Origin of the sequence: Nitrosomonas communis, from assembly GCF_900114745.1 — a bacterium.
In the GTDB taxonomy this organism is placed as follows: Bacteria; Pseudomonadota; Gammaproteobacteria; order Burkholderiales; family Nitrosomonadaceae; genus Nitrosomonas; species Nitrosomonas communis_A.
On the sequence record NZ_FOUB01000037.1, the window covers coordinates 1 to 26,074 of the forward strand.

27 protein-coding genes and 1 pseudogene are annotated in these 26,074 nt (G+C 42.0%); 12 read left to right on the forward strand and 16 right to left on the reverse strand.

Going from position 1 to position 26,074, the window contains the following annotated elements; translation table 11 throughout:
* Positions 1–137 precede the first annotated feature (137 nt).
* The 9 genes from BM122_RS24215 to BM122_RS25240 form a co-directional block, all read right to left on the reverse strand.
* On the reverse strand, positions 138–308 hold the full coding sequence (locus tag BM122_RS24215; RefSeq protein WP_218152080.1) for a helix-turn-helix domain-containing protein: 171 nt from the start codon (positions 306–308) through the stop codon (positions 138–140).
* 153 nt (positions 309–461) lie between these two features.
* Entirely contained in the window at positions 462–887 is a 426-nt protein-coding gene (locus BM122_RS24220; protein WP_218152081.1) for a transposase, read from the reverse strand.
* 333 nt (positions 888–1,220) lie between these two features.
* Positions 1,221–1,583 (reverse strand): transposase, encoded by a 363-nt coding sequence (locus BM122_RS13205; RefSeq protein ID WP_074905985.1) that lies wholly within the window; start codon positions 1,581–1,583, stop codon positions 1,221–1,223.
* Positions 1,584–1,742: 159 nt separating this feature from the next.
* Positions 1,743–2,048 (reverse strand): hypothetical protein, encoded by a 306-nt coding sequence (locus BM122_RS13210; protein ID WP_074905986.1) that lies wholly within the window; start codon positions 2,046–2,048, stop codon positions 1,743–1,745.
* Between the two features lie 28 nt (positions 2,049–2,076).
* Positions 2,077–2,232, reverse strand: coding sequence for a hypothetical protein (locus BM122_RS23390; RefSeq protein WP_177198141.1), 156 nt, complete (start codon positions 2,230–2,232; stop codon positions 2,077–2,079).
* A 1-nt stretch (position 2,233) separates the two neighbouring features.
* On the reverse strand, positions 2,234–2,923 hold the full coding sequence (locus tag BM122_RS13215) for a DNA polymerase ligase N-terminal domain-containing protein (protein ID WP_074905987.1): 690 nt from the start codon (positions 2,921–2,923) through the stop codon (positions 2,234–2,236).
* Positions 2,924–2,976: 53 nt separating this feature from the next.
* Positions 2,977–3,453: a hypothetical protein gene (locus BM122_RS25230; RefSeq protein WP_256212048.1), complete on the reverse strand. Its 477-nt coding sequence runs from the start codon at positions 3,451–3,453 to the stop codon at positions 2,977–2,979.
* Positions 3,454–3,563: 110 nt separating this feature from the next.
* Positions 3,564–3,671 carry a transposase gene (locus tag BM122_RS25235; protein WP_256212049.1) on the reverse strand — a complete coding sequence of 36 codons (108 nt, stop codon included), beginning with the start codon at positions 3,669–3,671 and terminating at the stop codon, positions 3,564–3,566.
* 21 nt (positions 3,672–3,692) lie between these two features.
* Positions 3,693–3,839, reverse strand: a complete 147-nt coding sequence (locus tag BM122_RS25240) for a hypothetical protein (RefSeq protein WP_256212050.1) — start codon at positions 3,837–3,839, stop codon at positions 3,693–3,695.
* 83 nt (positions 3,840–3,922) lie between these two features.
* Here BM122_RS25240 and BM122_RS13225 point away from each other — a divergent pair.
* Positions 3,923–5,145 (forward strand): annotated as a pseudogene (locus BM122_RS13225) (type I restriction-modification enzyme R subunit C-terminal domain-containing protein); the annotation flags it as partial.
* Between the two features lie 155 nt (positions 5,146–5,300).
* Here BM122_RS13225 and BM122_RS13230 read toward each other — a convergent pair.
* Both BM122_RS13230 and BM122_RS13235 read right to left on the reverse strand, forming a co-directional pair.
* The gene (locus tag BM122_RS13230) at positions 5,301–5,768 is read right to left on the reverse strand and encodes a GNAT family N-acetyltransferase (RefSeq protein ID WP_074905988.1); all 468 of its coding nucleotides are present in this window, start codon (positions 5,766–5,768) and stop codon (positions 5,301–5,303) included.
* Positions 5,769–5,836: 68 nt separating this feature from the next.
* Complete coding sequence (locus tag BM122_RS13235; protein ID WP_074905989.1) at positions 5,837–6,925, reverse strand: hypothetical protein; 1,089 nt, start codon at positions 6,923–6,925, stop codon at positions 5,837–5,839.
* A 25-nt stretch (positions 6,926–6,950) separates the two neighbouring features.
* On the opposite strand from BM122_RS13235, the gene BM122_RS13240 reads away from it, so the two are divergent.
* From BM122_RS13240 to BM122_RS13250, 3 genes are all read left to right on the forward strand, one after another.
* The gene (locus BM122_RS13240; RefSeq protein WP_074905990.1) at positions 6,951–7,370 is read left to right on the forward strand and encodes an ASCH domain-containing protein; all 420 of its coding nucleotides are present in this window, start codon (positions 6,951–6,953) and stop codon (positions 7,368–7,370) included.
* The gene (locus BM122_RS13245) at positions 7,367–7,918 is read left to right on the forward strand and encodes an ATP-binding protein (RefSeq protein ID WP_074905991.1); all 552 of its coding nucleotides are present in this window, start codon (positions 7,367–7,369) and stop codon (positions 7,916–7,918) included. Before BM122_RS13240 ends, BM122_RS13245 begins: the two co-directional genes overlap by 4 nt.
* Before the next feature lie 450 nt (positions 7,919–8,368).
* On the forward strand, positions 8,369–8,569 hold the full coding sequence (locus BM122_RS13250; RefSeq protein ID WP_074905992.1) for a hypothetical protein: 201 nt from the start codon (positions 8,369–8,371) through the stop codon (positions 8,567–8,569).
* Between the two features lie 224 nt (positions 8,570–8,793).
* On the opposite strand, the gene BM122_RS13255 is transcribed toward BM122_RS13250, so the two are convergent.
* Positions 8,794–10,125, reverse strand: coding sequence for a hypothetical protein (locus tag BM122_RS13255; protein ID WP_074905993.1), 1,332 nt, complete (start codon positions 10,123–10,125; stop codon positions 8,794–8,796).
* A 594-nt stretch (positions 10,126–10,719) separates the two neighbouring features.
* Between BM122_RS13255 and BM122_RS13260 the strand changes: the two genes are divergently transcribed.
* Positions 10,720–11,544, forward strand: coding sequence for a surface-adhesin E family protein (locus BM122_RS13260; RefSeq protein WP_074905994.1), 825 nt, complete (start codon positions 10,720–10,722; stop codon positions 11,542–11,544).
* Positions 11,545–11,913: 369 nt separating this feature from the next.
* On the opposite strand, the gene BM122_RS13265 is transcribed toward BM122_RS13260, so the two are convergent.
* Both BM122_RS13265 and BM122_RS13270 read right to left on the reverse strand, forming a co-directional pair.
* On the reverse strand, positions 11,914–13,140 hold the full coding sequence (locus tag BM122_RS13265) for a hypothetical protein (RefSeq protein ID WP_074905995.1): 1,227 nt from the start codon (positions 13,138–13,140) through the stop codon (positions 11,914–11,916).
* A 381-nt stretch (positions 13,141–13,521) separates the two neighbouring features.
* The gene (locus BM122_RS13270; RefSeq protein WP_074905996.1) at positions 13,522–14,406 is read right to left on the reverse strand and encodes a DUF72 domain-containing protein; all 885 of its coding nucleotides are present in this window, start codon (positions 14,404–14,406) and stop codon (positions 13,522–13,524) included.
* A gap of 368 nt (positions 14,407–14,774) precedes the next feature.
* Here BM122_RS13270 and BM122_RS26135 point away from each other — a divergent pair, with 368 nt between their 5' ends.
* Entirely contained in the window at positions 14,775–14,960 is a 186-nt protein-coding gene (locus tag BM122_RS26135; protein WP_074905997.1) for a methyltransferase domain-containing protein, read from the forward strand.
* A 3-nt stretch (positions 14,961–14,963) separates the two neighbouring features.
* Positions 14,964–15,860: an NAD(P)/FAD-dependent oxidoreductase gene (locus tag BM122_RS13280; RefSeq protein WP_074905998.1), complete on the forward strand. Its 897-nt coding sequence runs from the start codon at positions 14,964–14,966 to the stop codon at positions 15,858–15,860.
* A 70-nt stretch (positions 15,861–15,930) separates the two neighbouring features.
* Here BM122_RS13280 and parC read toward each other — a convergent pair whose 3' ends face one another.
* Together parC and BM122_RS13290 are read right to left on the reverse strand one after the other, a co-directional pair.
* A complete protein-coding gene (parC, locus tag BM122_RS13285) occupies positions 15,931–18,339 on the reverse strand; it encodes a DNA topoisomerase IV subunit A (RefSeq protein WP_074905999.1) in 2,409 nt (802 codons plus the stop codon).
* 5 nt (positions 18,340–18,344) lie between these two features.
* On the reverse strand, positions 18,345–20,303 hold the full coding sequence (locus BM122_RS13290) for a DNA topoisomerase IV subunit B (RefSeq protein WP_074906000.1): 1,959 nt from the start codon (positions 20,301–20,303) through the stop codon (positions 18,345–18,347).
* Between the two features lie 818 nt (positions 20,304–21,121).
* Between BM122_RS13290 and BM122_RS23395 the strand changes: the two genes are divergently transcribed.
* The 5 genes from BM122_RS23395 to BM122_RS21700 all read left to right on the forward strand — a co-directional run bounded on the left by BM122_RS23395 (position 21,122) and on the right by BM122_RS21700 (position 26,072).
* Entirely contained in the window at positions 21,122–21,274 is a 153-nt protein-coding gene (locus tag BM122_RS23395; RefSeq protein WP_177198142.1) for a hypothetical protein, read from the forward strand.
* A 623-nt stretch (positions 21,275–21,897) separates the two neighbouring features.
* On the forward strand, positions 21,898–22,758 hold the full coding sequence (locus BM122_RS13295) for a hypothetical protein (RefSeq protein WP_074906001.1): 861 nt from the start codon (positions 21,898–21,900) through the stop codon (positions 22,756–22,758).
* A 149-nt stretch (positions 22,759–22,907) separates the two neighbouring features.
* Positions 22,908–23,255 (forward strand): hypothetical protein, encoded by a 348-nt coding sequence (locus tag BM122_RS25245; RefSeq protein WP_256212051.1) that lies wholly within the window; start codon positions 22,908–22,910, stop codon positions 23,253–23,255.
* A 1-nt stretch (position 23,256) separates the two neighbouring features.
* On the forward strand, positions 23,257–23,643 hold the full coding sequence (locus tag BM122_RS13305) for a hypothetical protein (protein WP_074906002.1): 387 nt from the start codon (positions 23,257–23,259) through the stop codon (positions 23,641–23,643).
* Complete coding sequence (locus BM122_RS21700; protein ID WP_083398495.1) at positions 23,643–26,072, forward strand: DUF3987 domain-containing protein; 2,430 nt, start codon at positions 23,643–23,645, stop codon at positions 26,070–26,072. Before BM122_RS13305 ends, BM122_RS21700 begins: the two co-directional genes overlap by 1 nt.
* The last annotated feature ends 2 nt before the right edge of the window (positions 26,073–26,074 follow it).

Below are 26,074 nucleotides of genomic sequence, written 5' to 3' on the forward strand. Positions count from 1 at the left end.
CCCCTTTCTCTGAAAATAATCAGTCTATATCGGCAATAAAGCTAATAACTTTAGAATTTATTTGGCATAAATTAAGAACAGCTATTGCTTTGAATAAGCTATGAGTCTGTACAAATAGCGTATTTTGGGGTCAGACCTTACAATTGATATTCCCGCTTTCTTTTTTCCGCCTGCTTCACAGCCCGACTTACGGTGGCATAACTCACGCCAAAATGCTCACCCACTTGAGCGAGCGTATAGTGTCCGCTTGAATACGGCTGAGTCATACCTTCATTACGATTTTTATAGCGATCAACAAAATAGCTCAATGGTTTGACGGGGCTTGCTTTTGCTTTCTGGGGATATCTTTGAGTGATTATTCAGGATTAAGCTTGCGTTGCATATTATTGACAAAGTCATCATCACCCCAATAAATCTGGTTTTTCAATAATTGCCAGGGGGACGGTTGTTCTTGGCCGGCTTTAACTAACAAAATCTCGATAGCGTTGCTGCGTGACGCGCTTTGTTTTGTCAAATCCAGCGAGGATCCATTCAGTCGTTAAAGAGGCATCATTTTCTTCGTATCCAGCCGTTGCGCGATAACTGCTCCAGCACCACGCTTTGGCACTTCGCACCATCTGTGTCCGCACCGGGTTTAAGGCAATATAACGCGCCAATTCCAGCAAATAGGCATCTTTCTGCACCAGGATGGCTTTGAAACGACCTTGAAGCAGGTAGCCAACACGCTGATGTTGCCGATTGAAATATTGCGTGTAAGTGCCGTTGAGATACTTCATTTCTTTGGACAGGATGGGAGAATTAGTTTCAATCAATAAATGATAGTGATTGTCCATGAGACAATAGGCATGACAGTACCAGTCATATCGATTGACCGTATTCTGTAGCAACAGCTAAAACTGTTGACGATCAATATCCTCATTATAGATATCTTCCCGTGCGTTGCCGCGTGCTGTCACATGATACAGCGCTCCAGCAAACTCAATGCGTAAAGGTCTTGCCATCTGCGCATTCTATGTAGCTTTAAACTTGTTGAAGGTTAAAATATTAGCGTGGCGATGTCAATTGTAAGGCCTGACCCCGATGAATGCGTTTTGTCAAATCCAGCGAGGATCCATTCAGTGGTTAAATAGGCAGCGTTTTCTTCGTATCCGGCTGTTGCGCGATAACTGCTCCAACGCTACGCTCTGGCGCTTCGTACCTCTGTGCCCGCACCGGATTATTCAGGGCAATGTAACGCGCCAATTCCAGCAGATAGGCATCTTTCTGCACCAAGATGGCTTTAAAACGACCTTGAAACACGTGGCCAACACGCTGATGCTGCCGGTTGAAATATTGCGTGTAAGTGCCGTGAGATACTTCATTCCCTTGGACAGGGTGGGAGAATTGGTTTCAATCAATATATGGTAGTGATTGTCCATTAGACAGTAGGCATGGCAATACCAGTCATAACGATTGACCGTGTTCTGTAGCAATAGTAAAAACTGTTGACGATCAATATCATGATAGATATCTTCCCGTTTGTTGCCGCGTGCTGTCACATGATACAGCGCCCCGGCAAACTCAATCCGTAAAGATCTTGCCATCCGCGTATCCTATATAGATTTAAACTTGTTGAAGGTTAAAATATTAGGGTAGCGATGTCAATTGTAAGGCCTGACCCCAACAGAAAGCACAGGTAGCGCATTCCTGTCTGTGTTATTGCATCTCACCAATAAGAGGTGCGTAGATAGTGCGATGGCTGTTTAAAGCGTTGAAATATCAAACCAGCGAAGCACAATCTTTTCTTGTTTGAACTTTGCCTCAAGCTTGTGGGTAAAGTCACGCCACCAATTTTGATCAAACTCGGCGGCCATCACTTCATAAATAATGATTTGGTCTTTCTGAACATATCCTTCATCCTCCCAAACGCCTTCCGCTGGCGATTGCGAAAATGCGGTAACGCCACTGAATTTCCGGGTCAGCTCTTCCTTGATATCTTTAAAGAATTTTTTCGGAAATTTCTTTCCCAAATTATCGTTTAACGGAAGTAGGAGCTGAACAAGCTTCATGATACTTTTCTTGTTTCGTTTTCAGCTTTCATTCTTTCTCGAATGCAGTCGCCATTGGTAATTTCTGCTGCCCTAGCACCTCGATTCTACAGGTGGCTAATTCAATTGCCACTTCTCTGTGTCCAAATCCACTGGAAGAGCCGACCATAACGATGGTCTTTTCAGTCACGTCTTTTTTTATCATATTAATTTACTTTTAGAGATGCCTTGGGTTCGGAAACTGCTTTTTTATCCTTCGGTGCTGTTTTAACTGGTTCTAATTTGGACGCTTTTGCATGCTTAGTGGTTTTGCCAGGTTCTGCCTTCCGGATATCGTCCATAGTGCGGCCTGTTACGATACTGGTGTTCTCGCGTTTGAGGAAATCAGCGTTCTTAGTTTTGTTTAGCGCGAAGTCGTCTTTGCTCTTGATGAGAAGCCAGTTCTCGCGTTTATCCGGCGTGTGCATTCGGACTAGATGCCACTGCCCCTTCATGCGGCTACCTTCAATTATAAAAGTGATACGGCCTTTTTTCTGCATCTTGTCTGGATCGTCTTCGGGCACCCAAGTTCCCTTATCCCAAATCATGACCGGACCGGCACCATATTGTTTCTCTGAAATGACACCCTCAAAATCATTGTAATCCATCGGATGATCTTCGGTACGAACTGCCAGCCGTTTATCTGCGGGATCGTAGCTCGGGCCTTTAATTACCGCCCAGCTTTTCATTACCCCATGCCATTCAAGCCGGAAGTCATAATGGATGCGGGTTGCCTCGTGAAGCTGAATAACAAAACGCAGATTTGTTTTAGCGCGTTTTCCGGCTTTTCCTTTCGGTTCAGCCGTAATGCCAAAGTCTCGCTTTTCGTTATATTTTTTAAAAAGGTCTCGCGACATTTAGGCTACCTGCTTTTTCTTGGTTGCTTTCTTCTTAATCTTAGGGTCAGACCTTACATTTGACATGCCCGCTTTCTTTTTTCTGCCTGCTTCACAGCCCGACTCACGGTAGCATAACTTACGCCAAAATGCTCACCCACTTGAGCGAGCGTATAGTGTCCGCTCAAATACGCCTGAGCCATACCTTCATCACGGTTTTTATAGCGATCAACAAAGTAGCTTAATGGTTTGATGGGGGCTTGTTTTTGCTTTCTAGGTATGTCTTTGAGCGATTGTTCAGAGTTGAGTTTACGCTGCATATCATTGACAAAGTTATCATCACCCAAATAAATCTGGTTCTTCAACCCTTGCCAGGGGGAGGGTTGTTCTTTACCGGCTTTAACAAAATCTCGATAGTGTTGCTGCGCGACGCTCTTTATTTTGTCAAATCCAGCGAGGATCCATTCAGTGGTTAAACAGGCAGCGTTTTCTTCGTATCCAGCTGTTGCGCGATAACTGCTCCAACGCCACGCTTTGGCACTTTGCACCATATTTGCGCCCGCACCGGATTCAAGGCAATATAACGCCCCAATTCCAGCAGATAGGCATCTTTCTGCACCAAGATGGCTTTGAATCGACCTTGAAACACGTGGCCAACCCGCTAGTGCTGCCGATTGAAATATTGCGTGTAAGTGCCGTTGAGATACTTCATTCCCTTGGACAGGGTGGGAGAATTGGTTTCAATCAATAAATGGTAGTGATTGTCCATTAGACAGTAGGCATGGCAATACTAGTCATAACGATTGACCGTGTTCTGTAGCAATAGTAAAAACTGTTGACGATCAATATCATCATGATAGATATCTTCCTGTGCGTTGCCGCGTGCGGTCACATGATAGAGCGCCCCGGCAAACTCAATCCGTAAAGGTCTTGCCATCTGCGCATTCTATGTAGATTTAAACTTGTTGAAGGTTAAAATATTAGGGTGGTAATGTCAAATGTAAGGCCTGACCCTAATAATACGCAGAGCCAGATTTCAACCGCATCATTGAAATAAAAGCCAGGGAAGCGAAGCGTGTACAAATATTTATGGATGAAGTCAATCAAAATGAAAAGGCTATCATCTTTTGTGCCACACAAGACCATGCTGCGGCTGTGCGTGATTTGGTGAATCAATACAAGCAAAGCAATAACCCGAATTACGTGTTCGTGTGACTGCCAATGATGGTGAAATCGGTGAGCAGTTTTTAAGAGAATTCCAAGACAATGAGAAAACAATACCTATCATACTGACTACTTCACAGAAATTGTCTACAGGAGTTGATGCCAGAAACATACGCAACATTGTTTTGATGCGACCGATTAACTCGATGATTGAGTTTAAGCAGATTGTCGGGAGAGGCACGCGATTGTTTGATGGTAAAGAGTTTTTTACCATTTATGACTTTGTAGATGCCTACCATCATTTTTCCGATCCTGAATGGGATGGGGAGCCAATAAAAGAACAGCTTTGCGACAAGTGTGAACAAAATCCTTGTATATGTGAGTATGTGCCGCCTGACCCTTGTAAGATTTGTGGCAAACGACCTTGTGAATGCAAAGGGGAAGAGCAGCCTTGTCCTAAATGTAGCCAAAGACCTTGTGTTTGTATAAAAAAAGCAAAAATAAAACTGAAAGATGGCAAGGAAAGAGAAATACAACATATAATTTCGACATCATTCTGGAGTACCGATGGCAAACCTATTTCAGCTGAAGAATTTTTAAATAATCTATTTGGCGAACTTCCCAATTTATTCAAAAGTGAAGAAGAATTACGCTCTATTTGGAGCAACCCAATCACACGCAAAACATTATTGGGAAAATTGGATGAAGCTGGATTTGGTAAGGAAGAGCTATCAACCCTGCAGAAACTCATCGATGCAGAAAAAAGCGACCTCTTTGATGTATTGGAATATATATTTAACAGTAACATGAAACCAATGACAAGAGAAGAACGGGTTATTGCAGCAGAAGCAACTATCTTTGCATTACTTGATAGCAAACAAAAAGAGTTTATAGAATTTGTATTAAGTAAGTATATTGAAACTGGTGTGGAAGAGCTTGATCAGGAGAAATTACCTACCTTGCTGATAAATAAATATCAATCATTAGAGGATGCCAAAATCATTTTGGGCGATGCTGCAAATATCAGTTCGTTATTTATAGAGTTTCAGAAATATTTGTATTTACAAAAAGTAGCGTGATTTTGAAGATTGGATATACTATCTCGCTCAAGTGAAGTTTCTTGCACAGCAAAGCCTAATTGGAACAAGATTGGCAAAAAACTGTATCAGATTACAGAAAGTGAAAAAAGCGATTAACAGATAAAGGCGCTTATTTATATTTTAAAATAAGCGTATTATAGCTTATAAAAATGTTCAGAGCTGTGAGGATAATATAAACCATCGACACTTCTCTCAAGGGTAAAACCTCGTGAACTTAATAAGGGAATTAACTCAGATTTACGCTCATCGCATACTGTTATAAAAGTATCAGGATCATCAAGCGCAGAGATAGATAAATCCATCAGCTTGCCACCGATATTCATGCCACGGAAAGCTGGATCAACATAGAATGTGCAAATCTTACTTTCAAAAGCATCAGATTTGAGTAGCGCGACTCCTAGAATATCATTGCCATTGTGCGCTAATGCAATTTTTCTTTCCTCTGAAGCAAGGTTACGGAAAAAAGTGAAGTTTAGCCAAATATAAAAATTTGGATACAAATCAGCTACATCTCTTAAGAAAACTCGTAATTCTGAAAAGTTAATTTCCTTAACAATCTCATAATCGACGCGCTGATTGGTGAGAATATTAGCTTTTTTCATATTGACTCACCTCCTTCTACTGTCATTTTTTGAGTTTATTTGGTAATAAGCTAAATTTCTTGAAACATTCAGATAATGTTCCTTATTTTTTGAACGTCCAACGAACTATCGTGTGTCTGCTCTGATGATACTACATGGGTTTCCAATTTTTTCCAAATATAATTAGATAATAATCCTGATAAAACGCCCAATACCAGTATAAACAGTAAAACGAGGGTGATTTGTTTAAAATGAATTTTCCGTCCTGAAAATTTTGCAAAAGCTGAGAAATGGTCAATTCCTTCATTATTTTGACCTTTCCAGTGATAGATGAGCATTTGTTTCTGTTTTTGTTTTTGTTTTTGTTTTTGTGTTTGCTCATTCCCATTAATGAATAAATATTTTCCCCATAAATCTGATTCTAATATACGGCAACGAAAATAAGCAGCATGGGACATTTTGTACTCTGAGTACATATCTCTAATAAGAAAAAAATGAATTTTTTTTAAATAACGTTTATCCGTTAGGAAAATTTTGACTTTATCCGGTAGATTCCTAGATTCATTAACCCTAAAATCAATTATTTCACTTTCTACAAAATGATTTGTAACAATAGACCAATTGGGTTTATCAATTGTTGTGATGCTTTTTTCATCTTCATTACTCAATCCGATCCTAAATCTAAAATATCCATCTCGGTTATCGTCAAATACAAATAAATTTCGAGGAAACTTGAGTATGCATCCTTTATCTTTTTCATCCTGTGGCGTTATCTTAACTCCACCAGGAGAATTGTCGTTTTCAGCCAATAATCGAGTAAAGAAACGAATAGGTTGCTCTTTTTTACTAAGTGAGAAATCAATATCATAAAAACCGTTTTCACGATTTGGTTTAATATTACTCTCAGGACAATTAAAAATAGCTGAGATAAGACCATCGCTCGTGCAAACAGTTTTACCAAGTTCCGGTTCATATTTCAGACTGTTAAAATCAAAAGGGAGGTAAAAATTAATTGAGTCAAATTGACCAATTTTAGATAACCTAACGCCAATATCAAGGTAATTTATTTTTTCTTCTTTTAGAGACCAATAATTGAAATGTAATTCAGCTTCAGTCTTTTCATTTTCATTATCCGTAGGACAGAAATTCTCCAACCAGAAAGCTAAACTTCTTGCCACTATCTACACTCCTCGCGTGAAAAAGATGATACAAGACATAATTATCAGCATTAAACCTTGTTTTTCTAATGAAATATACAGTGGTAAGAAATCCGTCGAACTTAGAAAGCATGTGGGTAGAAGTTTTATTAATAATTCTAAAATGTACATATATAGTTCCTCTCCAAATCAAGAAATTTCTGGACATGCTTTTATAAAATCAGTGCAGATTCTACCCGTGCTTGAGATAAGGAGAAAATACTTAACAGAGGCTTGTATTTCTCCAGATACATTTGATCGCTATTATAGTGGCCATCAAAAAGGAGTCTTGATTTGGCTTAAGGGTGTGGTTAAATATCAAAATCCAATAACTTTAGCTCAGTTAAAAAGCAATGGATTTACAGCACCTCAGTCATTTTGTTATGTTACTGGCGAGGTTAAGGAACTATTGGAAAGTACGCTGTGAATATCGGTTTGTTTGGTATATCGGGGGTTGGTAAGAGTTATATGACATCGGCGATAACTGCAGAAAACAATAGCCTTATAGCTGTAAAGGCATCCGATATCCTCAGAGCTTACAACAAAAAAACCCAGTTTGATGGATTAAGTTCTAATATTGTATCTGAAAATCAGCAATCTCTAATTGAAGGCTTTGCATATTTTAGAGAGAAAAATTGCGGTAGAAATATTATTTTAGAGCTCCATAATATTATTGAAACTCCTGACGGTGAAGTTGAAATTGATGATAATGTTTTTGATTTTCTAGAGCTTGATGCTGTTTGCTTTTTATATATCGATCCAGAGCGTTTATTACAACAACGCTCTAAAGATTCTTCAAGAATCCGACAAGAAATTTCATTAGAAAACTTGCGGGGATTACAAGAGCGCTCGCTTACTAAATTTTTAAATAAGTATAAGTGTCAGGGTATACCATACAAAATCTTAAAATCCTCTGATATATCCGGATTTCTTAGATATATGAAATCTCTTGGTGTCCTGTTCTCTGTCGATTGAGGCGAAGGCTGATAGAAAACTGCCACTTGAAGAGTATTCTTAATATCTCATTACTAGCGATGGGGCGTTTTATTTAATGGCTTAAGGTAGCAATATAGTAGCAATGATAATAATATGGCCCTATATATATTTCATTAACTTACTGTTTTTATTGGTGCCCTAGAGACGAATCGAACGTCCGACCTACCCCTTAGGAGACGCCTTTCCTTCTAGGAAAGCCTTGGGTAACATGTTAAAAGATAACATGTTTTTTTATGATTTGCTCTATCCTTCTTATAAAAAATAATTCCAACTGTACCGAAAATGTACCGATAAATATTTAATACGAATAAAAAGAAAACTCTATTCTCTAAGAGATAAGTAATATGTAAGTATGGGATTGAGAGAACAGCTAGAGATAAATATGAATAGACAGAAATAATGGGATTCTAAAAATTAAGGAAATTAATAATGAAATATCTTAGTTGGGGAGGAGTAGGTAATACGTTACAAAATGGTTCATCTGAAGGCTTCTCATTTGAATTCTTTCTTATTGGTTTGGGAGGAGCCTTCTGTATGGTGATAGGTTATGTGATATTTGTATTACTTTTGAATTATGTATGTTCTAAAATCTTCAGTCAGAGAATAAAAGACTGGTGGCAAAAGATATAACATAACTAACAAATACTAATCACATAGCGACAATCACTATCGAGAACTTATTAGTATGAAAAGCCGGTGAATCTTTTTGAAATAATACAGTTCAAATTATTCTTTGAATAAGGTAGATGATGAGTTCTCGTCGCCGGTTATACCCAATGCATTAAGTATTGCACTAACATAACTAATCATCCTCACCTTTTCACAAGTATGTTCTTTTCCCATGCAGTCAAAGCCTAAATAGGATTAAAATAATTAGTATTAAATAATTCTTCTCCGATTGGCATCGGAATATCTTGTAGAATTTCTTCTCTATTACAATGCTTCAGAAAAAAATATAATGAAGAATCAATTATTTTTAACATTTTTCCACCTCTATCATAGTCAAGGAATGGTGGCTGAATTTTCTTATTAATTTGATGCTGTATAATATTGTGTAGCAATGCGCCCAAGTCACTAGATCTTACGTCATCAGGACGGTGATGTATTTTTCTAATCTCTTCTAGTAGGGTCGCTCTTGATAGACCTTTTTCAATTTCATCGAAATTATAAGTAAGTAAGAGTTTAATGAAATAATAAGGAAATGCTAACGATGGTTTTCCACTTTGATTGCTAGTTTTGCGGGCAGTATCTACAAAAGCCTCAAAATTTCTGGTATGACGACTACCATACTCGCTCGCTTTACTTTTCAAAGCAGAATGCAAGTTTTCTTGACTAATTCTCACTAACTTATTACTTGTTTTGTTGACATTGGCATTAACACAGCAATATTTGCAAATTTCTTGCACGACTCCAATGCTATCAAAAGAGTCATTTATCAATTGATTCTCCACTTCGGAAAAATCAACGTTTAGCAATCTTGAACCTTTTTGAATTACTTTTTGAAAATCAGTTACTTCCCATGGCTCAACCGGTACTTCAGTAATCCTATCTAAAAGATCACCATTAAACTGGATCAGTCGGTTAGCTTCGCGCCAAATTCCTAATATAACAAAAATAATATGGTGATCTTGGAAAACTCGCAGATCATATGCAAGTGTCTCTTGTACATCGCGGACCAAATAGTGAAAATTCTCTAAGACTATATATTTTTTGAAATTATTAGCTTTAAGCAGCTCTGAAACATCCTGTGCTAGTGCGAGGTTATATTCTACGAAACTACTTGTTGTTGAAGTTTTATTGCTTTTTTTACCTTCTAATTCCGAATTACCATTTGTGTCACTGATAAATGGAATTTTTATATTAAAATCAGTACCTACTTTCCCCCCATATTCAAAGCCATTTTCCTTAGACTCTGATTCTATATATTTAATTTTGAGTTGCCTGATTACTGATTTGTAAATATCAATTGGTTTAGTCTGAGGAGAACATTCAACTTTTACATATTTATCATCATCTAGATGTTTAAGGATTAGGGAAGTTTTGCCTTGCTTTGAAGAACCGTACACTATGACTTCATTACCATCTGTAAGAGCGGTTTTAAACTTAGAATCAACAGACTCACGCTCAATATATGTTGCTATTAGTTTACTTTTAACTCCAAAAACATCTGATGTTTTATATTCCATTTTTTATTTCAATCAGGTCTAAAGTTTATAATTCACTAAAATGTAACATAATATGAATGATATCCAGCAATAAAAAGTTTATTGTCATAACTTTATTAATATTTATTGGAAACTCCTCTGAAGCATCATTCCAAAATGACTTTCAAGTATGACTTTTTCTGATTTCTAGAGCGTTAATATCCTTATCTAGTAATGTAATTTAACTTCGTAGACTTGCAACAAGCTTGCGTATTCTAGTATGTAGCTTCAATGAATCTTCTCTGATTATTAGTAAGATTTACCGATGAGGGGTAGAGGGGGGATGCAACTATCCAACCTATTCTTCAATTGGTGTTGAATTTTTCTCCATAAAAATCCTATGGTTAGAATTACTACAATAACCACACAATCAAGTTATTAAAATTTGTTTGATAATATGCAGGTGTATTAATTAGGAACAATTAAAATCACTGATGAAGATATAGTTACTAATAAAAAATGCAGATATTACAATAATAAATAAACCTAATAAAAGCATATTATTCAATTAGTTGCATCTTTGTTTTGTTAATTGCAAGAATTCTAGACTAAAAACTAGTTATTGAGAAAATAATTATGATAATTCATTTAATTACAAAACTATCATTTACTTTATTGTTAGTTCTAATGACTAATAATGCAGTAGCAGAATGGAAATTAGCGTTCAATGGTATGTTCCGCAATAAAAAAATTCAAGTTTATTTAGATTATGACAGAATTCGAAAATCGGGAGATACTGTCAAGATATGGGAATTAGTTGACTTTCCAGAAGGTTCTGAGCTTGTTAATAATTTGTCTGTTAAGTCTCTTACAGAATTCGATTGTTTGGATGAACGACACAGAAGCCTCTATAAAGTGTTTTATACTGGAAATATGGGAGAAGGGCGAGTAGATTTTAGCGTTGATACCCCTTCTAATTGGGCGCCAATAATACCAGAAACAGTTACTGAAAGTCTTTGGAAAGAAGCATGTGGAAAGCAAGACTTTGAAACTCAGACATTATCTATGCCATTGCCTGCAGCTCCTGATTGGGAATCTTCTGGATGGATGGAAGTATATAGGGATAATAGTTTTATTCGTTTCCATATATATCCGTCATCAATTCAAAAAAACAATCGGTTTGGCAGAGTGTGGACTTTGTTCTCATGCAAAACTGATACATCTTCAAGACTCTATCATATCAGGCGAATACTTTATGAATTTGACTGCGATAATAAAAGAGTAAAAGTTGTCGATGAAAAATTTAATGACGATCCTAATCCCCCTAATGATGGAGGAATAAGGCATATCAGGATGGCCTCTCGCCCTACAATTGAAGAATGGAAAGGACAGTCAATAGAAGAACCTAAGTTATGGGGTACTTTGAAAAATGATCTTTTTTATAACATTTGTAACAGATGAAGTGAGATCATTCAATAAATATTCTTCTTCGAAGAATGCAATGTATCTTTAGTTAAATAACATTATTGGGAATTGGTCTGCTGGTATTAATCTGGATGAAAATAACCTCTTAGTAATGGAAGAGATGTAATCAATAAGATATAAATATTAATACTACTAATCTCTCCCCCAAGGAGAGGAAATATACATATATCTAATAATAGTTATAGAATTAATTAGTTAAGTTATTATTACTGTAGTTGCTAGCTTTGGTAGGGTAGTGAGAACTTCTTACAATGCATATCCTCTTTCACCATCGTTCTCTCTTCACCAGCTAAGCTTAATTAGACGGATGAGTAGAAAAAAAACAAGAATTAGAATACCTAATAATTATTTAATTACTGGATATGTATTAGCTATTGAGTAGAAGGTTTCTTCCATTAAATGATGTAGTTCTGCTTCATGTTTCTTGCTTACGATAAAACTATCATGTACAGGAAGACAAACAATACCTCTTTCGGTTAATTGATTGATAATTTTCTCAGCAAGCCAAGCGTCAAGATTCTGCAAATGCAACCCAAACCCAGGGTTATAGAAAGATTTGCTAATTACTTCATGTTTCTGTTCAATTTTCTGCAGTAGGGATTCAGCATTCTTGATACGGAATTCACTTCTGATAGTATTTAAGGCATGTTGACGGGATTCGCAATTGAATAACACTAAGAAAGCTTTCTTTACCTCACTTCGGTCACATCCTTCAATAGTGTAGGGGTCATCCGTTACTGGAATTCCTTTCAAAGCGTAGGCAAGGGTAGGATGCAGGGCTGAATAATCCAGTTCACATACTTCTTCACCGTTTATCGTTAATTTCTTCCTATCATCTTTGGGCATTGTCTGCCAAAAACCACAATAAAAACGACCTCCACCACTTTCCCCATTAAATATCCGCTTTACCGTAATGCAGGTTGGATCATATTTATTTCGAAGGTCAATTCCATCCGTACCAATGTTGGAGCGTCTAAGCAGATCATTGTATTTTCGTAAATCTTCCCGCATTTGATTGGTAAATTCATCATCAACATAATCAATAACTTTTCCATTCTCATCCTTCTTGATGATGGTTTCTTCTTCCGGGGCTTCTGGATCGCGTTCTATTTTCGATATGTCAAATTCTAATAGGTCTAAAAGTTTCTCACTAGCTTTAATACGTGACTGAAAACCTTCTCCTTTAGCTTTATCAAAGAAACCTATTTTTTCTTCGACATAACCTAATGCAATAAGATTTTTTAGCACACCATTGAATAAGTCATATTTCAAGAATAACTTTCTATATCGAGCATCCTTTGTATAGTCATTCCGATTTAAACTAATCATCCGCCAAGGGCTTTTGCTGTAATTTGCTGCTACCCATAAATCCAAAATGAGCACGTCTAAATGTTTCCTAACCCGCTGAGCTTTTCTCATTTGCTTATCATTTGCTTTTCTTAATTGCTTAATTTCAGAAAATATTCCTGACAACTGCTCATTCATCGAGGGATAGTCTGTTTTTCGATGGACTTGAAGCGGAGATGCTTCCAGCAATGCTTCTTTTAACAATTGTTCTTGACTAACGGTCATGAAATTAAAAGCAATTAAGCGATAGGATTGGTAGGAAGTGGCATTCTTGACGAGTATTAAAATTCTTATGCTGTTATCATTCCAAATGCATCAAAACTCATTAGGATGCTCTGTATTGAATTATAAGCTTTATGCCTATGGAATGGCATGTCTTATGGGACATAGCTTTTTCCCCATTGAAAGTTGCCAGTATACCTTTTGTTTTGCCTGAAATATTCGCGGAGTAATATTTGCTGACTGAGCGCGTACAGTGGGGGTCATACATCTGAGTGCTAAATCCATAGAAGATATTAAACAACCACTATCTGTTTCATGGTGAATCCACACCATCAAGATCAAGGCATTGCTATTCTGTTCGGAAAAAGGAGGAGTTGATAGATCTCATAGCTTGCTTTTCAACATACGCGCCAGAGCTTTTGCATTTTTGACCGCATCACCGCCAAAATCGTTATTGAAATAAATCCACACTGTCTTGGCTTTGGCCTGCTGAATTCGCTTCGCCCATTCCTTCAATTCGTCCTGGGTGTAATCATGGCGATACCATGCCTTTTTGCCATGAAAGCGAATGTAAATATCCTCGGCTGTTTTGATCAATTCGTCCGGCAGCCGGGGCGCACTGCATGAACAGAATATGAGATTGGCCTCTTTTAGGGCCGTATAGACCTTCTCATTCCACCAACTTCCATGGCGGAATTCGACCACGTTCCTTTGCCCAGTTTGAAGCTGGCTCACAATCGCCTTGAGCTTTGCTGGGCTATAATGGTAACTTGGCGGAACCTGATACAGAAAACATCCCATCCTGTCGCCAAGTATCGTAGCGATGTGGCCGAAATCCTTTACCAGTTCCTCCGTGCCTTCGAACTTCTTCGTATGGGTAATCAACTCGCACACCTTGACCGTATAAACGAACTTTTTCAGGCCAGCCTGTTTAATCCAGCTCATCACTGTCGTTTCTGTTGGCCATGAGTAGAATGAGGCATTGATCTCAACCGTCCCAAAAGTTTGGGCGTAATGGGCAAACCAGTCCTTTGTTGCCAGACCTTCGGGGTAAAATGCATTGCGCCAGTGCCAGTAAAACCATCCAGAACAGCCTATATGATAGGTCGTTCCCTCGGGCGCAGGTGGCCTTATTGGAGAAGGAATGTTAGATGCAAGCCTAAGTTTATGCATTTTAAATGCTCTGAGAACATTATTCTCCCGCTGCTTTTGGCGTTTGATTTCGCGTTTCTCGCGTCGTTGCTCTTTGGTCAGGGTAGACTTTTCCATCGAAAACCTATGTTAAGAAAGATGTCGAGGTGTAATTTCATTTCTAAACCAAACCTCACTTTAGCAGTTTTTCCTTGTATACCCATCGCACTTCAAAATCCGGTTTTTATAATCCCTCATCCTACCTTCTCCCAGCGGGAGAAGGTATAGACGCCGAGTTTTGAAGTGCGATGGGTATATTTATTTGTTTGGGTGAAGAAGTTAGGAGTTGTTGCAAAAAATATCGCAATTTAGACGCGGCCAAAAAGAACTGGTCAGGCATTCCAAACGGTGTCGACTTCACTGGAGTGGATGTTAATGATAACATGCTCTCCATCGCGGAAGGGAAAGCGCGGCCTTCTTAAGAAAAAGAAAATTTTCTGGCAAACATGGGCGCTCATAAATTGGAATTCAAATCTGCTTCATTTGATCTTGTCCTGGCCCCTTCGGTCTTATCAGCTTTAAGTTCTCTGAAAAAAGGTGTCAAGGAAATGATTCGCGTACTCGTAAATTTGACACATCATAATGTCTTCGGCATGCACCTGAGCTGGTTCCTGCTTTTCGAGAAACAATAGACAATGTATGACGTCATCATCGTGGGAGGCGGCCCAGCTGGTCTCTCCGCCGCCCTCATCCTAGGACGCTGCCTGCGATCGGTGCTGGTTTGTGATAACGGCAAGCCTCGAAATGCTTTTTCCCGGGCCCTTCACGGATACCTTACCCGTGATGGCATTCCTCCTTTTGAGTTCATCGCCTCGGCCCGAAAAGAGATCCAAAAATATGAAACGGTGAAATTCTTTGATGCAGAGGTCAGCGGCGCGAAGCGGAAGGAGGGATGCTTTGAAGTCACTCTCTCCAGCGGAATAATCTATCACTCGAAGAAGCTTTTACTGGCCACCGGCGTAGTGGATGCGATTCCTAAAATTCAAGGTATCGAGGAACACTATGGAAAGAGCGTTCACACCTGCCCTTATTGCGATGCTTGGGAAGTAAGAGGAAAACAACTGGCTGTCTTTGGGAAGGGAGAACGAGGATTTAAGCTCTCCCTGTCGCTCAAGACCTGGAGTGAGGATGTTACTCTCCTTACCGATGGCCCAAGTGGATTCTTGCCGGAGCAACGGGAAAAACTTGAGAACAATGGTATCAAACTCAGGGAAGAAAAGATTAGGCAACTCAAGGGTGAAGACGGACAATTAAAGTACATAGAATTTCAAAGTGGTGAAGTCTTGCCTCGGGAGGCGCTGTTTTTTAATACCGAATCCTATTTAAGATCAGGCCTTCTGGAAGAGTTAGGATGCCCTTATGAACATGAAGAAGGTGTCTTCTCAGGAAAATACGAAATGACAGAGGTTCCCGGACTCTATGTGGCGGGAAACATCTGCCGGGATATTCAGTTAGTCATCGTTGCTGCCGCAGAAGGAGCTCAGGCAGCCTTTGGCATTAACACCGCTCTCACGCAAGAAAATCAATCTTAGCGCACTCTCACAGGTGCCATTCTCCTCAATTGAGGGGTCCTTGAAAATTTAGAGTGGCTTATCCACGAAATCAGATCTCAGATCTGGCTCTGAATACTTCAATCTTCTCCGACTTGAACTTGACTGGCACGAGCATGCCCTTGCGTGCCCGGTGTGACACGAACGGTTGTAGTTCTCCCCATTTCAGTACCGATTGCGACGGTTTGCCACCCCGGCCCGTTCCCCTGATCAGGAGTGATGAACCTTCTGGGAGTACCGCGGTGGCAATTAGTGTCTCACCCTCATTCAGCCCGAGAATAATTACGCCCTTGCCGCCCGACAACTCCTTCATTTCACTGATTGGGAATAACAGCAGCTTGCCATTGCTGCCAAGTGCCACGATCAGATCACCACTAGCGATATCTGCCGGTTGCAGCACGCTATCATTCACCTTGCTCAGCGTCATGAAGGCCTTGCCAGCTTTATGGCGTGATACCAGGTCTTTGAGCGTAGCAATAAAGCCATACCCACTAGATGAGCTAAACAAATATTTTGTCTCCGGCGACGCGGCGCACATCGTCGCTGGTTTCACCTTGGGGGGCATATCCAGCAAGGAAGCCAGAGGTACACCGTCGCTACGCCCCCCGGGAATGTCCGTCGTGGACAGACTGTAGGCACGCCCCCTGCTGTCCAGCACGACAACCGGATACGTCGTGCGCGTTTGTCCTATCGCTAATAACTGGTCGCCATCCTTAAACGAGAGCGTGTTCATATCCACTTCATGGCCTGTACGCTGACGGATCCAGCCGTTTTTCGACAAAATGACAGTGCAGGGCTCATCCGTCACAGACACCGCCTTGGCAACCACACGCTCCGCTGCCTGAATCAGTGTACGGCGATCGTCACCAAATTTCTTCACGTCAGCCTCGATCTCACTGATGATTAGATTGTGCATGGCAGTTTCATTGTCCAGAACGGTCCTCAAGCCTTCTTCTTCTGTTTTCAGCTCATTCATTTCATTCTCAATGCGGATCGCCTCCAGGCGAGCCAACTGACGCAATCGAATTTCCAGAATATCGTCTGCCTGAATGGCCGAAATCCCGAATTGCGTCATTAGGTTGGCCTTGGGATCCTCCGCTTCGCGAATGACTCTGATGACTTCATCAATATTCAGCAATACCGCTCTGCGGCCTTCAAGGATATGCAGGCGCTTTTGCACCTGATCAAGCCTTGTATGACTGCGGCGCGTAACAGTAGCAATGCGAAACTGCACCCATTCGGCAAGTAATTTCTGGATGTTCTTCTGATTCGGCTTGCCATCGAGTCCGATGGCGACCATGTTGGCCGGTACGGTAGATTCCAGGCTGGTATGCGCGAGCAGCAGGGCGATGAACTGCTCCTGCGGCATACGCGAAGAACGCGGCTCCAGAACGATGCGCACCGAAGCATCTTTGCCGGATTCGTCGCGCACGGTTTCCAGTGCTTCGAGGAACAGCTGTTTCATCTGCTTCTGCTCTACCGACAAGTCTTTCTTACCTGGTTTGACCTGTGGATCCACATATTCGCCGATCTCTTCCAGTACTTTCTTGACTGAGACCCCCGGCGGCAATTCATGCACTACCATACGCCACTGGCCGCGCGCTTGTTTCTCTATGGTCCAGCGTGCCCGCACACGGAAGATACCCCGGCCCGTCGCGTAGGCTTCCCGTATCTCTACGCTACTGGAAACCAGTTGGCCGCCGCCTGGGAAATCCGGTCCTTGGATGTGTTGCAATATCTCATCGATACCCATCGACGGGTCGTGCATCAGCGCAATGACAGCATTGCCAACCTCACGCATATTGTGTGGCAGGCATTCCGTGGCCATGCCGACCGCGATGCCGGATGCGCCATTCAACAATAGGAACGGGAGACGTGCTGGCAGGTCCACTGGCTCCTGCTCCGAACCGTCGTAATTGGGACGGAACTCCACTGTTCCTGCGTCCACTTCGGACAGCAACAGTTCCGCATACCTAGTGAGCCTGACTTCGGTATATCGCATGGCAGCAGGGGAGTCGCCGTCACGTGAACCGAAGTTACCCTGCCCATCGACCAAGGGATAGCGCAATACAAAGTCCTGTGCCATACGCACCATCGCCTCATAGGAAGCAGAATCACCGTGGGGATGATATTTGCCAATCACATCACCGACCACGCGAGCTGATTTAACCGGCTTTGACCCTTGGATCAGGCCCAAGCGGTGCATGGCGTACAGAATGCGGCGCTGTACCGGCTTTTCGCCATCTGACACGGAGGGCAACGCCCTTCCCTTGACTACGCTGATAGCGTAGCGCAGATAAACCTGATGTGTATATTCGGCAAGATCGAAGCTGCCATCGTCGCTATCATTGCCGCCTTGAGAAGACGTAGGCGGTGTAGGGGGCGGCGGCTCCGTCTCCTGCGATATCCCTTGTGATGGCAAGGGGGCGTCCAGAGCATCAAATAGATCCAGGTTCTTCATTTCTGTTAAATATCCGCTTCCACTTTGTCACCATGAATAGTAATCAACTCCTTACGATCGCTGGCATGTGACCTACCCATGAGGGTATCAAAGGTCTCAACAGCCTCTGCCACATCGCCAATGCTTATCCTTACTAACCGGCGTGTATTCGAGCATAATGTGGTTTCCCAAAGCTGAACAGCATCCATTTCCCCCAGGCCCTTGAATCGAGAAATGGTCCAGCTACCCTCTTTAATACCTTCCTGGCGTAGGCGTGCTTCAAGTATGTCCAGCTCTACCTGGTCCAACGCATACAGCTTGCGTGGCGGTTTGCTTTTGCCCTGTGCCGGCACATCCACTCTGAACAACGGTGGCTTGGCGATATAGACATGCCCCTGCTGAATGAGCTTGGGGAAGTGCCGGAAGAACAGGGTAAGCAGCAACGCCTGGATATGGCTGCCGTCATCATCGGCGTCGGACAAAATGATAATTTTGCCATAGCGCAAGGTGCTCATATCCACATCGCTATCAAGCTTGTGTGGATCAATAGCCAACGACATAGCAATATTGTGTATTTCCTGGTTAGCGAGTATCTGCGATTGGTCTACTTCCCAGCTGTTCATACCTTTGCCGCGCAACGGCAGAATAGCCTGAGTCTCTTTGTCACGCCCTGCCTTGGCTGAACCACCAGCGGAATCCCCTTCCACTAGGAACAGTTCGGCGTTGGGGCCGGTCAGTTCGGAATCGGTCAGTTTGCCAGGCATAACCGCCACGCCGGAACCTTTCCTGCGCTCAACTGTTTTAGTGGTCTTGCCGCGGTCGATGGCGTTCTTGATAGCCTGCTCGGCAATCTTTGTCGCTTCTGACACATGTTCGTTGAGCCATAAATCCAGCGCGTCCTTCATGACTACTCCTACCAATTTGACTGCCTCGCGCGAGGACAGCTTTTCCTTGGTCTGACCAGAGAAACTCGGGTCAACCATCCGGACTGCCAGGACGAAGCGCAGCCTTGCCCATACATCCTCGGCCGCCAGCTTTACGTTACGCTGCATCAGCCCATGCTGTTCTGCGAAAGTGCGCACGCTGTTGAATACCACATCGCGCAAGCCTGCCTCGTGCGTCCCGCCTCCCATCGTCGGGATCAGGTTGACATAGGATTCTCCTCCACCTGAGCCTGCGACCCATGCCAGCGCCCATTGCACCCCCTCACCATCAGAAAAGGTTTCATTGGCAGACAGATACTTTTCACCGCAAAAGGCCATCGCAATCGGTTCATCCTCGGCAATCATCTGATCAAGGTACTGCGCAATTCCTCCACTAAAATGCCATTCTTTAACATCGAAACCGGTGGGCGTTTCTATGTTGAGCAGCACTTTAACGCCTGGTAAAAGCATCGCCTTGGCACGTAAGAGGTGCTCCAGCTCCCCCCGATGGAGTAAGGGAGAATCGAAATACTTTGCATTGGGCCAGATGCGGAGTATGGTGCCAGTGTTACGTGCACTACAATTGCCGATTACGGTTAACGGTTCGATGACTTCACCCTCGGCAAAGACGATGCGGTACTGCTTGCTCTCACGTTTGACTTCAACTTCCAGACGGGAGGAGAGCGCATTAGTTACTGAAACGCCAACACCGTGCAGTCCGCCGGTGAATTTATAACTGCTGTCTGCATCGCCTTTGGCAAACTTACCTCCGGAATGAATAACCTGGAACACGACTTGTATAGTCGGAACTTTTTCTTCCGGATGCAGACCGACTGGAATGCCGCGTCCGTCATCTGCGACAGCAACAGATCTGTCCCGGTAAAGGGTCACTTCGATATTCCTCGCATGCCCAGCCATTGCCTCATCAACAGCATTGTCGATGGCCTCTATCACCATGTGCGTTGGGTCTGTAGTTCGAGTGTACATACCCGGTCGCAGCTGGATAGGTTCCAGTTTGCGCAGGACTCGAATTGAGGATTCGTCGTAAGTTTTTTTTGTCATAGTTGCCGGGTTAAGCGGGGTCTAAGTAAGTGAACGGACAAGACAATAAGAATCAATGATACATCAGGACTGGGGCAGAGTCTTACTAGGAATAGACCGCTGTTAGTGCATCCATCGTCAAAGTCTTCGCGTCATACGATTTTACTCGGCAGCTAGCAAACTCGCACGTCTATAAATCTTTAATTGCGGCTAAACACATTCTTCGAGATTGATACTGATATCTTGTGCGTAAAATCTGAATTGTTTTTAGATAACTTAAACTAAAATTCATCCCTTAATGTTATCCACAAATTATCCCAGTAAAATCCTTAGTTTATACAAAGCAGAAAAATCACTAAACTTATTGATAATTAATGTTTCTCTAGAGATATACCGTAATTGACCAGTCTTTTATTACTATTATTATGGTTTATTTAGTAAAGTTAATAAAAAAATAAACGAAATCTTTGGGCTTTCGTCTTTTATTCCCTGAAAAGTCCGGATAAGATTTTGAAGCGTTCCTTGTTTTTTTAATTGTTTACTTGATGGTAAATTTTAGCTGATACCCTGACGCCAATATCAACGCAGAAATTTCATTTACTCTTCCATTCCACGTTTAAATACTGATTAAATATAGAGGATAAGCAAGCTACGCTACGTTCCTTTGTTAAATGATGTCTCGCCTTGCTTCCGAACAAGTTCTCCTCGACGTTTTGGGTTAGTCAGCCTTTTGGGGTGAACGGCAGTATATTGTCGGCATGGTGGAGTAAAAAAGAATAATATAGAACTGTTGCATATGCTGCTGTCAGTCAGATGAAGTCAAGAAAAGGCTTCCTACAATGCAAGCAAAGAAAAATAACAGTCTACGTCGCGCTCAATTACGCCTATGGTTTGAAGCTGTGAAGAAAATTAACCATCCTATTATTTCAACTTATTTGCGATGCTCGTTGCTGAGAGGCGCACGTCGTAATGAATTAGCTACCCTGCGCTAGAGTGATGTTGATTTTCAATGGAAGAGTTTAATCATTCGCGACAAAGTTAAAGGTGAACGTACCATACCATTAACACCCTATGTGGAACACTTAATATCTGGGTTACTAGTCGAAATGTATTTGTTTTTATTAGCCCAACTGCTGCATCTGGAAGGCTTGAAGAACTACGCAATCCCCATAAAAGGCATTAAATAACGCCTCTCTCCCAGCAGTATCTTTACATGGTTTAAGCCGTTCTTTTAGCATATTATCGGAATAGGTAGAAATTCCTGCAGGGATATTGGCGTAGATAAGTGAGCATACACCAAGTACAATCGTTGAGAAGCATTACATACAACGCGAACTAGACTTGCTTCATTTATGGCATGTCAAAATTGAACAGTGGATTTTATACGAAGCTGGCATTAAGTTTGTACCAGCATAAGTTAATTTAAACACTGCTGTAAAAGAAATTAGCCACACCTATCCTGAGACTAATTCTTAGAACGTTGTTTTCAGAATAAAGAAAGACTAATTTTGATGAATACGCTAGCTTTAAATTTTCATGACAAAAGGAAAAAGCGGGAAAACCTTCGCCCGCTTATCCGTGGGTTCAACTCGAAGGTACATTAAAATGAACAAATATGAGTATTCTCTGCTCCTGTACGACAAAAATAATAACTGAGTATCTAGCCTACCCTGAAACAGCTCATTTGGTTATAGAGCATGTTAAAAGATTTGATAAATACGAAAAGGAGCTATGTCTTAATGAACTACTAGATGAAGCACATAGGTTGGGGCGATATACATTGAAGGTTGCCGCTCATTTTATAGCACAATCTGCTGGGCCTTCTGTGGACTTCGCCAAGATAGAGAAACGCCTGCTGCGTGCTGCAGAAGACAGAAGCCTATCTGTCTACGCTAAGAATGAAAAAGTGAGATGGGATAGTGAAATGCCAGCTTGCCCTTATCTGGAAGTCCACGGGGACGATATGAATACGTGGCTTAAAGAAAATGAGCCTCGTATTGGTCCAATATTTCGGGAGCCACCCCCTCCTATTACTTCGAAACAGATCGAGCCAGAGATAACGGCAATATCACCCGAGCCATGGGGAGTTAAAGCTCCAAACGACCTAGAGCCAGAACAACCGTGTACGAATACGTGGCTTGAAAAAAATGAACCTCATATTGACCCGATATTTCGAGAGCCTACCTTCCCTATTACTTCGAGACAGGTCGAGCCAGAGATAACGGCAGTATCGTCCAAACCATGGGAAATTAGAAACCCAAACGACCCGGAGCCAGAACAACCGTGGTTCACACCCGCGCGTTATTTTGCACGTCAACATGTAAAAAATGATCCAACCTTGCTTAATAAACGTAAGGCACTGTCACAAAAAGTTACTCAATCGCTAACTAATGCGGGAGTTAAAAAGCGGGGTGGAAGGAAACCTTTCTGCTCTTCCACGATATTAAAAGCATTATCTAACGTATCTCTAGGATAAAACTTTCAAACTTTCAGCGAAAGTTTTCAGGAATATAAGTGCTCTAGCCTTATGGGGACTACAATTCCTCAAAACTTTCACAGATGCTTGTAAGCGTTTAACGCTTTACTAACATTTGGAACCTCTTCAACACAAAGGAAGGTTTCAAAATGCGCAATACAACCAAGCAATATTCAGCAATAGCTACAAAGCAGCGATTTTTCCAAGGTGAAGGAATAGCAAGCTCCGCTAACCGTACTGATACCGCTTCTTATTATTCAAATAATCAGTCTCAGACAGAAATAACTAATGAGCAGCAACAAATATTTCCTTCTCTCGAAAGAGTGACAAGTCCAACTGTCTGTACTGATGCCGCCGCTTATTATCTAAACCGACGACCTCAGACATTAAGAGCCTGGGCCTGTCTAGAGAATGGCCCAATCCGCCCCTTAAGAATCAACGGGCGGTTAGCTTGGCGTGTATCTGATCTACTGGCTCTGCTGAACGGAGGTCTTTAATATGAATACGTCCCAGAGTCAAAATAAATTCTCGCACTCTCATGATGCTGATACCCTCGGAATCGTTGCTGATCTCAGAAGTGTGAAAGGGCGCATGCTGGTGCAGGAAATATTAAAGCAGACGAATGACCCAGAATTTCGTAACCTGATCAGCATGGCAGATACACTCAATAAGCGGTATATCATCGCTGCTGGGAGTTTTAACGGCAGGGGCATATTAAGTGTTCTTTGTGATGATGAACAAACACTCATAGCCGCTTGCCAGAATATAAATATTCGTATGGACGAAATCGGATCGAGCACAACAGCTTGGCTAATAAGTCCGAATAACTGCGCAATATTGCTGAAAGAGGCCCTAGCGCAGAGCACCAAGAAGGGAAAGAAATAATGAACGCTCCCATGACAAAAGCTGAAGTCATTGCCACTGGTAATGTTGTAGCTCTCACTTCCTTGCTGCGTGTTGAATTCGAGATGAATAAAAGTAGCATCCCAGTCAGCTTAAAGAATTGTAAGGGGTGGTTAGCTTGGAGGATAACTGAAATCAACCCAGCTACTGGCAAGTTCAGCAAAATTCCCTTTTATCCGCGCTCACGACAGAAACGACATGGCCAACAAGGAAGTCCCACAGATATGGCAAACTTGGGAACATGGGATGATGCCTGGATGGCATTCAAGACCGATAAATCTATAGCCGGAGTTGGTTTTGCCTTATTACCATTATTTGATATCGTTGCACTCGACGTGGATGGCTGTATCGAGAATGGCGAATTACGAAGTGACGTAAAAGACCTTACAGCTGGTACTTATTGTGAAATCAGCCCGAGTGGAAAAGGCATTCGTGCTTTCTGGCAAGGCACCGCTAACGATGGAAAAAACCATGAGAAAAAGTTCGAGCTGTTTCATTCCATTGGGTTTGTTACTGTCACAGGAAATCAGGTAGAGAATTTTTATTCTCAGTGCAGTATGGAGGATATTCAGCTGCTCGATTCAAAGTTAAAAGCTGAATTGGAGCATTTTTCACGTTCAAGTAGCAAGAGGGGCAAACCAAGCAAGCCGGAGCTTCTGAAGAAGGCTGCAGAGAATGATCCACGGCTGCAGGCCATCATTGATGCTGGTCTATATGAACGTGATATGGGCGGCGGCAAGCATTCAATTTGCTGTCCGTTTGAGCATCTTCATAGTGACTTTGGCAGAAATGAAGGTGATGGCGATACCGTGTATTTTCAACCGCATACCAACGGTTATGCTGAGGGTTCGATTTATTGCTTGCACACCCACGGCAATGACCAAAGTAAGTACTGGGCACAAATAGGCTACGATATTAACGCTGAAGGGTTTGAGTGCCTTAGCTCTGAAGAATGGCCATTGCTCCAACCTCTCCCTGAAAATCTCCCCCCGGTGCCAAAATTTGACCTATCTTTATTACCTGTCTCGTTGCGTCCCTATGTTGAAGATATTGCTGAAAGGATGCAAATCAGTGCTGACATCCCAGCTATTGGTCTTATCACAGCGCTTTCTGCAGTAATTGGGCGACGTGTGCAAATCAAGCCCAAGGCTTATGACGATTGGACCGTTGTACCTAATCTTTGGGGTGTTGTCGTCGCTCCACCCGGATATATGAAATCACCTGCACTCTCAGAAGTTATGAGACCGCTGCACCGCTTGGAGAGTGAAGCATATAAGGATTATGAATTAAAACATGCGGCATGGGTGGTGGAGAAGCAGAGTATTGAAATAAAGAACAATGCTATAAAGTACAGATTGAAGAAAGACCCTAATGCTGACATTGAACCATACCTGCTTATTCCTGATGAGCCGATACCGACACGCTATTGTGTCAATAATTTTTCCCACGAAGCTTTAGGCGAAATATTAATAGGCAACCCAAATGGAGTATTAGCTTACAGTGATGAGCTCTATGGGCTGCTTAAAATGTCGGAGAAGCCAGGAAATGAAGGACTGCATGATTTTCTTCTAAGCGCATGGAATGGAGATGGGCCTTTTACTTTCGACCGAATTGGGCGAGGGCTGAATCGGCGCATTGAGCATGTATGTGTATCGATACTTGGCGGTATCCAGCCAGGGCGGTTAATGGAGTATATTACGGCTGCCAATCGAGGAAGTCGGGGAGATTCAGGGTTAATACAGAGATTCCAACTATTGGTTTGGCCTGATCCTAGTGAGGAATGGCGGCTAGTAGACAGGAAGCCAAACGATGAAGCATACGAAAAAGTTGGTCGTATTTTTGAACGGCTAGTAGGACGCGAACTTTTAGATGATCTCAGTTATAACTACAAAATATGCAGAATACCTGATGTACGTCGTTTCGGACCTGAAGCACAGGATGCCTTCTATGCCTGGCTGGAGCAATTAGAGCGGTTGCTTCGTGGCAACAATCTCCCCCCGGTAATGGCATCTCATCTCTCTAAATATCGGTCACTGGTACCATCGCTAGCATTAATCTTCGCTCTTGCGGATGATGTGCGAGGGGCAATTCCTGTGTGTTACGTCGAGCAGGCTATTAGGTGGGTAGCCTACTTGCGTGCTCACGCTGAACGTGCATTTTCCACTGGCACCCATTCTGATACCCCGCATGCGCATGCATTGTTGGCAAAAATCAAAGATGGAGCCGTGATAGATGGGTTCAAACCGGCTGACGTGTATCTTAAGGGCTGGAGCCTGCTCAATAGTGAAGGAGTGACAAAAGCAGTGGACTTGCTCTGTGAGCTGGGTTATCTGCTAAGGGTCGAAAAGCGTCATAAGGAATGTGGGAGACCATCCATTACCTATCGTATTAATCCACGAGTAAAAAACTGATA

Excerpts from the sequence above, each read along its gene's own strand:
- BM122_RS13205 (WP_074905985.1), bottom strand. The coding sequence starts at position 1,583 with ATGGCAAGATCTTTACGGATTGAGTTTGCCGGGGCGCTGTATCATGTG.
- BM122_RS13210 (WP_074905986.1), bottom strand. The coding sequence starts at position 2,048 with ATGAAGCTTGTTCAGCTCCTACTTCCGTTAAACGATAATTTGGGAAAG.
- BM122_RS23390 (WP_177198141.1), bottom strand. The coding sequence starts at position 2,232 with ATGATAAAAAAAGACGTGACTGAAAAGACCATCGTTATGGTCGGCTCT.
- BM122_RS13215 (WP_074905987.1), bottom strand. The coding sequence starts at position 2,923 with ATGTCGCGAGACCTTTTTAAAAAATATAACGAAAAGCGAGACTTTGGC.
- BM122_RS25230 (WP_256212048.1), bottom strand. The coding sequence starts at position 3,453 with ATGGTGCAAAGTGCCAAAGCGTGGCGTTGGAGCAGTTATCGCGCAACA.
- BM122_RS25235 (WP_256212049.1), bottom strand. The coding sequence starts at position 3,671 with ATGGACAATCACTACCATTTATTGATTGAAACCAATTCTCCCACCCTG.
- BM122_RS25240 (WP_256212050.1), bottom strand. The coding sequence starts at position 3,839 with ATGGCAAGACCTTTACGGATTGAGTTTGCCGGGGCGCTCTATCATGTG.
- BM122_RS13230 (WP_074905988.1), bottom strand. The coding sequence starts at position 5,768 with ATGAAAAAAGCTAATATTCTCACCAATCAGCGCGTCGATTATGAGATT.
- BM122_RS13240 (WP_074905990.1), top strand. The coding sequence starts at position 6,951 with ATGATACAAGACATAATTATCAGCATTAAACCTTGTTTTTCTAATGAA.
- BM122_RS13250 (WP_074905992.1), top strand. The coding sequence starts at position 8,369 with ATGAAATATCTTAGTTGGGGAGGAGTAGGTAATACGTTACAAAATGGT.
- BM122_RS13255 (WP_074905993.1), bottom strand. The coding sequence starts at position 10,125 with ATGGAATATAAAACATCAGATGTTTTTGGAGTTAAAAGTAAACTAATA.
- BM122_RS13260 (WP_074905994.1), top strand. The coding sequence starts at position 10,720 with ATGATAATTCATTTAATTACAAAACTATCATTTACTTTATTGTTAGTT.
- BM122_RS13265 (WP_074905995.1), bottom strand. The coding sequence starts at position 13,140 with ATGACCGTTAGTCAAGAACAATTGTTAAAAGAAGCATTGCTGGAAGCA.
- BM122_RS13270 (WP_074905996.1), bottom strand. The coding sequence starts at position 14,406 with ATGGAAAAGTCTACCCTGACCAAAGAGCAACGACGCGAGAAACGCGAA.
- BM122_RS26135 (WP_074905997.1), top strand. The coding sequence starts at position 14,775 with ATGGGCGCTCATAAATTGGAATTCAAATCTGCTTCATTTGATCTTGTC.
- BM122_RS13280 (WP_074905998.1), top strand. The coding sequence starts at position 14,964 with ATGTATGACGTCATCATCGTGGGAGGCGGCCCAGCTGGTCTCTCCGCC.
- parC (WP_074905999.1), bottom strand. The coding sequence starts at position 18,339 with ATGAAGAACCTGGATCTATTTGATGCTCTGGACGCCCCCTTGCCATCA.
- BM122_RS13290 (WP_074906000.1), bottom strand. The coding sequence starts at position 20,303 with ATGACAAAAAAAACTTACGACGAATCCTCAATTCGAGTCCTGCGCAAA.
- BM122_RS23395 (WP_177198142.1), top strand. The coding sequence starts at position 21,122 with ATGCAAGCAAAGAAAAATAACAGTCTACGTCGCGCTCAATTACGCCTA.
- BM122_RS13295 (WP_074906001.1), top strand. The coding sequence starts at position 21,898 with ATGAGTATTCTCTGCTCCTGTACGACAAAAATAATAACTGAGTATCTA.
- BM122_RS25245 (WP_256212051.1), top strand. The coding sequence starts at position 22,908 with ATGCGCAATACAACCAAGCAATATTCAGCAATAGCTACAAAGCAGCGA.
- BM122_RS13305 (WP_074906002.1), top strand. The coding sequence starts at position 23,257 with ATGAATACGTCCCAGAGTCAAAATAAATTCTCGCACTCTCATGATGCT.
- BM122_RS21700 (WP_083398495.1), top strand. The coding sequence starts at position 23,643 with ATGAACGCTCCCATGACAAAAGCTGAAGTCATTGCCACTGGTAATGTT.